Origin of the sequence: Micromonospora deserti, assembly GCF_003236335.1 — a bacterium.
Lineage (GTDB): Bacteria > Actinomycetota > Actinomycetes > Mycobacteriales > Micromonosporaceae > Micromonospora > Micromonospora deserti.
Map to the genome: position 1 here is coordinate 1 of NZ_POUB01000568.1, position 446 is coordinate 446.

Genomic DNA, 446 nt, shown 5'->3' on the forward strand with positions numbered 1-446 from the left:
TGTCATACCGGAATCAGCTCCTCCGAGTCCGCCCGGCTGACGATGGCGCCGCAGCCGCGGGTCTCATACAGGTCCACGCGGTCGATGGCCGGCAACACCGCGCCGCCCTCGCGCAGCACCCAGGCGGCGATGCTCGCGGCATCGCCGTCGGGCAGGTTGGCAATCTCGTACAGCGGGTGGTGGTCCAGCCGCTTGAAGATCGGGTTGAACAGCGCCTTCACGTCGCCGAAGTCCACGGTCCAGCCCATCACCGCGTCCAGCGGCGCGGCCAGGTGCAGGCGCAGCGTGAAGGTGTGGCCGTGAGTCCCGGCCAGCGGGTGGCCGCCGGGCGCGTGGCGCAGCCGCACGGCGCTGTCCAGCGTCATCTCCTTCCAGATGCGGTAGCTCTGGCCGTTGAAGTTGGCGCCGCTGGAGCCGGTCTCGTACACCGTCACCCAGCTCAGCTC

General features: G+C 70.0%; 1 protein-coding gene. It reads right to left on the bottom strand.

Annotated features, from left to right (window positions below; genetic code table 11):
- Positions 1-2: 2 nt before the first annotated feature.
- Positions 3-446: 6-pyruvoyl trahydropterin synthase family protein (locus C1I99_RS31950; RefSeq protein WP_146604124.1), on the bottom strand; the 444-nt coding region annotated here is incomplete at its 5' end.